Origin of the sequence: Enterobacter cloacae complex sp. P12RS, assembly GCF_014895875.1 — a bacterium.
Classification (GTDB): Bacteria; Pseudomonadota; Gammaproteobacteria; order Enterobacterales; family Enterobacteriaceae; genus Enterobacter; species Enterobacter bugandensis.
Genome location: NZ_JADBQO010000040.1, coordinates 20,772 through 29,822 on the forward strand (window position 1 = coordinate 20,772; position 9,051 = coordinate 29,822).

Sequence of the window (9,051 nt, forward strand, 5' to 3'; positions counted from 1 at the left end):
GCGAGAATTACTCGTCTTCCAGTTCGATGTTGATACCCAGCGAACGAATCTCTTTCAACAGTACGTTGAAGGATTCTGGCATGCCTGGTTCCATCTGATGGTTGCCGTCCACGATGTTTTTATACATCTTGGTACGACCGTTCACGTCATCAGACTTAACGGTGAGCATTTCCTGCAGGGTGTATGCCGCGCCGTATGCTTCCAGCGCCCACACTTCCATCTCCCCGAAGCGCTGACCACCGAACTGTGCCTTACCACCCAGCGGCTGCTGAGTAACCAGGCTGTAAGAACCGGTAGAACGAGCGTGCATCTTGTCGTCGACCAAGTGGTTCAGTTTCAGCATGTACATGTAACCTACGGTTACTGGACGCTCAAACTGTTCACCGGTACGGCCGTCAAACAGCGTAATCTGACCAGACGTTGGCAGACCACCCAGTTGCAGCAGCTCTTTGATTTCAGCTTCTTTTGCACCGTCGAATACCGGCGTTGCAATTGGCATACCTTTGCGCAGGTTCTCTGCCAGACGCAGCACTTCTTCATCGCTGAAGGTGTTCAGGTCGACTTTCTGACGCACGTCGGTACCCAGATCGTAGGCACGCTGGATGAATTCGCGCAGTTTCGCGACTTCCTGCTGCTGTTTCAGCATGGCGTTGATCTTGTCGCCGATACCTTTCGCAGCCATACCCAGGTGGGTTTCCAGGATCTGACCAATGTTCATACGAGACGGTACGCCCAGTGGGTTCAGTACGATATCTACCGGCGTACCGTTAGCATCGTGCGGCATATCTTCGATCGGGTTGATCTTAGAGATAACACCCTTGTTACCGTGACGACCTGCCATCTTATCACCAGGCTGGATCTGACGTTTAACGGCCAGATACACCTTAACAATCTTCAGCACGCCTGGTGCCAGATCGTCGCCCTGAGTGATTTTGCGGCGTTTCGCTTCGAGTTTTTTCTCGAACTCGTGTTTCAGTTCGTCATACTGCTCAGCCAGCTGTTCCAGCTGATTTTGTTTCTCTTCGTCGGTCAGGCCGAGTTCCAGCCAGCGATCGCGTGGCAGTTTGTCGAGCTTCTCAGCTTCAACGCCACCGGCAACCAGCACCGCATAGATACGGCTGAACAGACCTGCTTCGAGGATCTGCAGTTCTTCAGACAGGTCTTTCTTAGCCTGTTTGAGCTGCATCTCTTCGATTTCCAGCGCACGCTTATCTTTCTCAACGCCATCACGAGTGAAGACCTGAACGTCGATAACCGTACCGGAAACACCGTTTGGTACGCGCAGAGAAGAGTCTTTAACGTCAGACGCTTTCTCACCGAAGATAGCACGCAGCAGTTTCTCTTCTGGGGTCAGCTGGGTTTCACCTTTCGGCGTCACCTTACCTACCAGAATGTCGCCGCCGGTCACTTCCGCACCGATGTAAACAATACCGGATTCATCCAGCTTGGAGAGCGCAGCTTCACCCACGTTAGGGATGTCGGCAGTGATCTCTTCTGGCCCCAGCTTGGTGTCACGGGACACACAGGCCAGTTCCTGAATGTGGATGGTGGTGAAACGATCTTCCTGAACCACACGCTCGGATACGAGGATGGAGTCTTCGAAGTTGTAACCGTTCCACGGCATGAACGCTACGCGCATGTTCTGACCGAGCGCCAGTTCACCGAGGTCGGTGGACGGACCGTCTGCCAGCACGTCGCCGCGCTCAACTGGCTCACCCAGAGATACGCAAGGCATCTGGTTGATACAGGTGTTCTGGTTAGAACGGGTGTATTTGGTCAGGTTGTAGATGTCGATACCCGCTTCGCCCGGATACATCTCGTCTTCGTTAACTTTGATAACGATACGGGATGCGTCAACGTACTGAACGGTACCGCCACGCTTAGCAACTGCAGTAACACCGGAGTCAACGGCAACAGCACGTTCCATACCGGTACCAACCAGCGGCTTATCAGCACGCAGAGTTGGAACGGCCTGACGTTGCATGTTCGCACCCATCAATGCACGGTTGGCGTCATCGTGTTCCAGGAACGGGATCAGGGACGCACCGACGGATACCACCTGCTGGGTGGATACGTCCATGTAGTCAACCTGGTCGCGGCTGAACAAGCTGGATTCGCCTTTGCTACGGCAGGTAACCAGATCTTCTACAAAGTGGCCCTCGTCATCCAGGTTGGAGTTCGCCTGAGCGATAACGTAGTTGCCTTCTTCGATAGCAGACAGGTAATGAATTTCGTCGGTAACCACACCGTCGGTCACTTTACGATACGGGGTCTCAAGGAAACCGTATTCGTTTGTCTGTGCGTACACGGACAGGGAGTTGATCAGACCGATGTTTGGACCTTCAGGCGTTTCGATTGGACATACGCGACCGTAGTGAGTCGGGTGTACGTCTCGAACCTCAAAGCCTGCACGTTCACGGGTCAGACCGCCTGGGCCGAGTGCAGAGATACGACGTTTGTGCGTGATCTCAGACAGCGGGTTGTTCTGGTCCATGAACTGGGACAGCTGGCTGGAACCAAAGAACTCTTTCACTGCTGCAGAAATCGGCTTGGCGTTGATCATATCCTGAGGCATCAGGGTATCCAGATCGCCCAGAGACAGACGCTCTTTCACCGCACGCTCTACACGTACCAGGCCAACGCGGAACTGGTTTTCCGCCATTTCGCCTACGGAACGGATACGACGGTTGCCGAGGTGGTCGATATCGTCCACTTCGCCTTTACCGTTACGGATATCGATGAGCTTCTTCATCACTTCGATGATGTCGTCTTTGCTCAGGATACCGGAACCTTCGATCTCGTCGCGCAGCAGAGAACGGTTGAACTTCATACGACCTACCGCGGACAGATCGTAGCGGTCTTCGGAGAAGAACAGGTTCTCGAACAGGCTTTCAGCCGCTTCGCGAGTTGGTGGCTCACCAGGGCGCATCATGCGGTAGATTTCTACCAGCGCGCTCAGACGATCGTTGGTTGGGTCGACGCGTACAGTCTCAGAGATGTACGGACCGTGGTCCAGATCGTTGGTGAACAGCGTTTCGATACGTTTGTGGCCAGACTGGCTCAGCTTAGCCAGCAGATCCAGGCTCAGCTCCATGTTCGCCGGGCAGATCAGCTCGCCAGTTGATTCATCAACGTAATCTTTCGCGGCTACTTTTCCTGCAATGTATTCAACCGGAACTTCGATGTGTTTGATATCATCTTTTTCCAACTGGCGGATGTGGCGCGCGGTGATACGGCGACCTTTTTCCACATACACTTTGCCGTCGGCTTCGATGTCGAACGACGCGGTCTCACCACGCAGACGTTCCGGCACCAGCTCCATCTGCAGCTTGTTGTCGCGGATTTCAAAGATCACTTTCTCAAAGAACAGGTCCAGGATCTGCTCAGTGGTATAGTTCAGTGCACGCAGAATGATGGTTGCAGGCAGTTTACGACGACGGTCGATACGGACAAACAGGTTGTCTTTTGGATCGAACTCGAAGTCCAGCCATGAACCACGGTAAGGAATGATGCGTGCGTTATACAGTACTTTACCGGAAGAGTGTGTTTTACCTTTATCGCTGTCGAAGAAGACGCCCGGGCTACGATGCAGCTGGGAAACGATAACACGCTCAGTACCGTTGATAACGAAAGTACCGTTGTCTGTCATGAGTGGAATCTCACCCATGTAAACTTCTTGTTCTTTAATGTCTTTTACGGTGCCTTCCGGCGCTTCGCGCTCGTAGATCACCAGACGCAGTTTTACGCGCAGCGGTGCGGAATAGGTCACGCCACGGATCTGACATTCCTGAACGTCAAACACCGGTTCGCCAAGGCGGTAGCTGACGTACTGCAGCTCGGAGTTACCGCTGTAGCTCTGAATCGGGAACACGGAACGGAAGGCTGCTTCCAGACCGTACTGCCCTTCAGGATCTTGCTCGATAAACTTCTGGAACGAGTCAAGCTGGATAGAAAGGAGATATGGAATGTCCAGAACTTGTGGACGTTTACCAAAATCCTTACGAATACGTTTTTTCTCGGTATAGGAGTAAACCATAGGGTTCCTCAGCTCGCTGACAAGTCGACCCATCTGTCCGACGAAGGGACAGTTTGTGCAACACCATTTTGTGGACCGGAAAATTGAATACTTTCCGCAATACCTGTTGCTATCACGCTTAAACCATTTCATTGCGATTTACACAGAGCGAGCACCCTGTCGCAGTATATTAAGTCGTCGATAGAAACAAGCATTGTCAGGACAATCAGCAGTCAAACAGTGTGAAATGCTACTGATGCCTTACAGCGCAAAAAGGCTGGTGACTAAAAAGTCACCAGCCATCAGCCTAATTACTTAGGCTGCAACCAGAAAAGTTGGCTTATTTAACTTCAACTTCAGCGCCAGCTTCTTCCAGAGATTTTTTCAGTGCTTCTGCGTCGTCTTTGCTCACGCCTTCTTTCAGCGCAGCTGGAGCAGATTCTACCAGGTCTTTAGCTTCTTTCAGACCCAGGCCAGTTGCGCCACGTACTGCTTTGATAACAGCAACTTTGTTCGCGCCAGCAGCTTTCAGAATTACGTCGAATTCAGTTTTTTCTTCAGCAGCTTCAGCCGGGCCAGCAGCTACAGCTACAGCAGCAGCAGCAGAAACACCGAATTTTTCTTCCATTGCAGATACCAGCTCTACAACGTCCATTACGGACATAGCTGCAACTGCTTCAATGATTTGATCTTTAGTGATAGACATTTAAATTGTTCCTGAAAATCAGAATAAGTTTATACGTAAGCAAATGCTTTATAAAGATAACTGCGATTAAGCAGCTTCTTTCGCATCGCGTACAGCAGCCAGAGTGCGAACCAGTTTGCCAGCCGCAGCTTCTTTCATGGTTGCCATCAGGCGTGCAATTGCTTCTTCGTAGGTCGGCAGGGTTGCCAGGCGATCGATTTGCGATGCCGGGATCAACTCACCTTCAAAGGCTGCAGCTTTGACCTCAAATTTTGCATTCGCTTTCGCGAACTCTTTGAACAGACGAGCAGCAGCGCCCGGGTGTTCCATAGAGTATGCAATCAGGGTCGGACCAACAAACGTGTCTTTCAGGCACTCGAACTGAGTACCTTCAACTACGCGACGCAGCAGGGTGTTGCGAACAACACGCATGTATACGCCAGCTTCACGACCTGCTTTACGCAGTTCAGTCATTTTGTCTACAGTAACGCCACGGGAATCCGCAACTACTGCAGACAGCGCGCCTTTGGCTACTTCGCTGACTTCAGCAACAATCGCTTGTTTGTCTTGAAGATTTAAAGCCATTAGCTTTGCTCCTGGATGTTTGCCGGAACTCATGTTCCGGAACTCACTTCACTCAACCCAACGGGAAGAGCGTCTTAATACGGTGAGCAGAAACAAGCCAGAGTATTAAAAATAATCTTAGCGTTCTGTCACCGTCTACGCAGGGGATTAAGTTTCTTGCGAAACACCTGCGGTCTTCGACGGAGGCCTGGATAGGCCAGGCTCCAACGAACAAATCTTTTAGCCGCTAACTTTCGTTAGCAAACGTGGGGGTAAGATTGTAGACAAAATCACCGCCCACGTAAAGGCATTAGTTTGCAGCAGCGCTCAGGCCAGCCTGGTCAACTGCAACACCTGCACCCATGGTGGTGGAGATGCTAACTTTCTTGATGTACACGCCTTTCGCCTGAGTTGGTTTAGCTTTTTTCAGCGCAACCAGCAGAGCTTCCAGGTTTTCTTTCAGTTTGTCAGCGTCAAAGTCCACTTTACCGATGGTGGTGTGGATGATGCCGTTTTTGTCGTTACGGTAACGAACCTGACCTGCTTTAGCGTTCTTAACCGCTTCAGCAACGTTAGGGGTTACAGTACCCACTTTCGGGTTTGGCATCAGGCCGCGTGGACCCAGAACCTGGCCCAGCTGGCCAACAACGCGCATTGCATCTGGAGAAGCAATAACAACGTCAAAGTTCATTTCGCCTTTCTTGATCTGATCAGCCAGATCTTCCATACCTACCAGTTCAGCGCCGGCAGCTTTAGCAGCTTCAGCGTTTGCACCCTGAGCAAATACAGCTACGCGAACGGAACGGCCAGTACCGTGTGGCAGTACAGTTGCGCCACGAACGTTCTGATCGGATTTACGAGCATCGATGCCCAGGTTAACGGCAACGTCAACGCTTTCAACGAACTTAGCAGTCGCCAGTTCTTTCAGCAGAGCAATAGCTTCGTTGATGTCGTACTGTTTGGTCGCATCAACTTTGTCACGGATCACGGACATGCGCTTGGTCAGTTTAGCCATTTCTTAGTCCTCCACTACCAGGCCCATGGAACGTGCAGTACCTTCGATGGAGCGAGTCATCGCTTCAATGTCGGCACCAGTCATGTCGGCAGCTTTGGTCTGCGCGATTTCCTGCAGCTGAGCGCGGGAAATTTTACCCACTTTGTCTTTGTTCGGTTTACCGGAACCAGACTTGATACCAGCCGCTTTCTTCAGCAGAACTGCTGCTGGAGGGGTTTTGGTAACGAAAGTGAAAGAACGGTCAGCGTAAACAGTGATTACGACTGGGATTGGCAGACCTTTTTCCAGGGATTCAGTTTTTGCGTTGAACGCTTTACAGAATTCCATGATGTTCACACCCTGCTGACCCAGAGCTGGACCAACTGGTGGACTTGGGTTCGCCATACCAGCTGCAACCTGCAGCTTGACGTAGGCTTGTACTTTCTTAGCCATTCTAAAATCCTCTGATTGGGTAATAGCGCCTCAGGGAGGCTCCCCGTGAATAAAATTCGTTTTACGGGCCGGGACCCATAAAAACAAAAGGCGCGAAATTGTATTCCAATCCCGCGCCTTGTGCAACGATTAAATCGTCGCTTTTTTGATCGCTGCTTAGGCTTTTTCTACCTGGGCAAAGTCCAGCTCTACCGGGGTCGCACGACCGAAGATAGAAACAGAAACTTTCAGGCGGGACTTCTCATAGTCCACTTCTTCAACCACGCCATTAAAGTCAGCAAACGGACCGTCATTAACACGAACCATTTCACCCGGTTCAAACAGCGTTTTCGGACGCGGCTTATCACCCACCTGCTGCAGGCGGTTCATAATCGCATCAACTTCTTTGTCGCTGATTGGCGCCGGACGGTCAGACGTGCCGCCGATAAAGCCCATCACACGCGGCACGCTGCGCACCAGGTGCCAGCTCGCGTCGTTCATAACCATCTGAACCAGCACGTAACCCGGGAAGAATTTGCGCTCGCTTTTGCGACGCTGGCCGCCACGGATCTCAACCACTTCTTCGGTCGGAACCATAACTTCGCCAAACAACTCTTCCATGTTGTGTAATTTGATATGCTCACGCAGCGACGTTGCTACGCGGCCTTCAAAACCGGAAAACGCCTGAACGACGTACCAGCGCTTTTTAGGGGCTTCAGACATCTCAGAACCTCAGGCCAGTGATAAAGGATACCAGGCGAACCAGAATACCATCCAGTCCCCACAGGATCAGTGACATTACAGCGGTTACCGCCGCTACGATCAGCGTGGTGTGCAATGTTTCCTGGCGAGTCGGCCAAATGACCTTGCGGACTTCGGTACGCGCTTCGCGGGCAAACGCAACGGTCGCTTTGCCTTTTGTCGTCAACAGCGCGACACCACCCGCCGCAGCAATCAGAATTACCACTGCAAGCGCGCGTAGCGGCAGCATCATGTCACGATAAAGATAGTTGCCGACAATCGCCACAATCAGCAGCACGGCTACAACTACCCATTTCATCGCTTCCAGGCCGCGCCCGCTCCCTTGAGCTTCGGTATTCGCACTCATAAACCAACCTGTCAGAAGTATTCTACAAACATTTTCACCCCGCGAGTGCGAGGCAAACCAATCGAAATGCTATTCGCTTTTCGTATTATACGCTCTCCGCAGAGCCTGTCTCAGCAATGATTATGACAAAATTAATCACTGATGAGCCAGGTTCTGATGTGAAAGCGTGCAAAAAGGGCATCAAATGATGCCCTTTTATTGCGCATTGCGTCAAATGTTATCAGCGATTAGCCGAGAACTTTAGCAACAACGCCCGCGCCAACGGTACGGCCGCCTTCACGGATTGCGAAACGCAGACCGTCGTCCATCGCGATTGGGTGGATCAGAGTCACAACCATCTTGATGTTGTCGCCTGGCATTACCATCTCTACGCCTTCTGGCAGTTCGATGGTACCGGTCACGTCAGTTGTACGGAAGTAGAACTGTGGACGGTAGCCTTTGAAGAACGGAGTATGACGGCCGCCTTCGTCTTTGGACAGGATGTACACTTCAGATTCGAACTTGGTGTGTGGCTTGATTGAGCCTGGCTTCGCCAGAACCTGACCACGTTCGATTTCTTCACGTTTGATACCACGCAGCAGAACACCAACGTTCTCACCAGCACGGCCTTCGTCCAGCAGTTTGCGGAACATTTCAACGCCAGTACAGGTAGACTTCGCAGTCTCTTTGATACCAACGATTTCAACTTCTTCACCAACTTTGATGATACCGCGCTCTACACGACCGGTAACAACGGTACCACGACCGGAGATGGAGAATACGTCTTCGATTGGCAGCAGGAATGGCTTGTCAATCGCACGCTCTGGTTCTGGGATGTAAGAATCCAGGAAGCCAGCCAGTTCGATGATTTTCGCTTCCCACTCAGCGTCGCCTTCCAGCGCTTTCAGCGCGGAACCACGAACGATTGGAGTGTCGTCGCCCGGGAAATCGTACTGAGACAGCAGTTCACGAACTTCCATCTCTACCAGTTCCAGCAGCTCTTCGTCATCAACCATGTCGCATTTGTTCAGGAACACGATGATGAAAGGAACGCCTACCTGACGACCCAGCAGGATGTGCTCACGAGTCTGAGGCATTGGGCCGTCAGTCGCAGCAACAACCAGGATCGCGCCGTCCATCTGCGCAGCACCGGTGATCATGTTTTTAACATAGTCGGCGTGGCCTGGGCAGTCTACGTGTGCGTAGTGGCGAGTCGGGGTGTCGTACTCAACGTGAGAGGTGTTGATGGTGATACCACGAGCTTTTTCTTCTGG

Annotated in this window: 8 protein-coding genes; all 8 read right to left on the reverse strand. The window is 51.8% G+C overall.

Annotation, left to right across the window (positions count from 1 at the left end):
- Positions 1-7: 7 nt before the first annotated feature.
- The gene (gene rpoB / locus IM284_RS19320; protein WP_015569976.1) at positions 8-4,036 is read right to left on the reverse strand and encodes a DNA-directed RNA polymerase subunit beta; all 4,029 of its coding nucleotides are present in this window, start codon (positions 4,034-4,036) and stop codon (positions 8-10) included.
- 319 nt (positions 4,037-4,355) lie between these two features.
- Complete coding sequence (gene rplL / locus IM284_RS19325) at positions 4,356-4,721, reverse strand: 50S ribosomal protein L7/L12 (RefSeq protein WP_002445276.1); 366 nt, start codon at positions 4,719-4,721, stop codon at positions 4,356-4,358.
- A gap of 66 nt (positions 4,722-4,787) precedes the next feature.
- A complete protein-coding gene (gene rplJ / locus IM284_RS19330; protein WP_003862338.1) occupies positions 4,788-5,285 on the reverse strand; it encodes a 50S ribosomal protein L10 in 498 nt (165 codons plus the stop codon).
- A 289-nt stretch (positions 5,286-5,574) separates the two neighbouring features.
- A complete protein-coding gene (rplA, locus tag IM284_RS19335) occupies positions 5,575-6,279 on the reverse strand; it encodes a 50S ribosomal protein L1 (protein ID WP_006810530.1) in 705 nt (234 codons plus the stop codon).
- 3 nt (positions 6,280-6,282) lie between these two features.
- Positions 6,283-6,711 (reverse strand): 50S ribosomal protein L11, encoded by a 429-nt coding sequence (gene rplK / locus IM284_RS19340; protein WP_008503452.1) that lies wholly within the window; start codon positions 6,709-6,711, stop codon positions 6,283-6,285.
- Between the two features lie 156 nt (positions 6,712-6,867).
- On the reverse strand, positions 6,868-7,413 hold the full coding sequence (gene nusG / locus IM284_RS19345) for a transcription termination/antitermination protein NusG (protein WP_003862341.1): 546 nt from the start codon (positions 7,411-7,413) through the stop codon (positions 6,868-6,870).
- Between the two features lies 1 nt (position 7,414).
- Entirely contained in the window at positions 7,415-7,798 is a 384-nt protein-coding gene (gene secE / locus IM284_RS19350) for a preprotein translocase subunit SecE (RefSeq protein WP_003862342.1), read from the reverse strand.
- Positions 7,799-8,025: 227 nt separating this feature from the next.
- A partial coding sequence (gene tuf / locus IM284_RS19355; RefSeq protein ID WP_062936174.1) for an elongation factor Tu occupies positions 8,026-9,051 on the reverse strand: 1,026 nt, incomplete at its 5' end.

What these genes read in the sequence shown, in the direction of transcription:
- rpoB (WP_015569976.1), bottom strand. Translation starts at nt 4,036, where the DNA reads ATGGTTTACTCCTATACCGAGAAAAAACGTATTCGTAAGGATTTTGGT.
- rplL (WP_002445276.1), bottom strand. Translation starts at nt 4,721, where the DNA reads ATGTCTATCACTAAAGATCAAATCATTGAAGCAGTTGCAGCTATGTCC.
- rplJ (WP_003862338.1), bottom strand. Translation starts at nt 5,285, where the DNA reads ATGGCTTTAAATCTTCAAGACAAACAAGCGATTGTTGCTGAAGTCAGC.
- rplA (WP_006810530.1), bottom strand. Translation starts at nt 6,279, where the DNA reads ATGGCTAAACTGACCAAGCGCATGTCCGTGATCCGTGACAAAGTTGAT.
- rplK (WP_008503452.1), bottom strand. Translation starts at nt 6,711, where the DNA reads ATGGCTAAGAAAGTACAAGCCTACGTCAAGCTGCAGGTTGCAGCTGGT.
- nusG (WP_003862341.1), bottom strand. Translation starts at nt 7,413, where the DNA reads ATGTCTGAAGCCCCTAAAAAGCGCTGGTACGTCGTTCAGGCGTTTTCC.
- secE (WP_003862342.1), bottom strand. Translation starts at nt 7,798, where the DNA reads ATGAGTGCGAATACCGAAGCTCAAGGGAGCGGGCGCGGCCTGGAAGCG.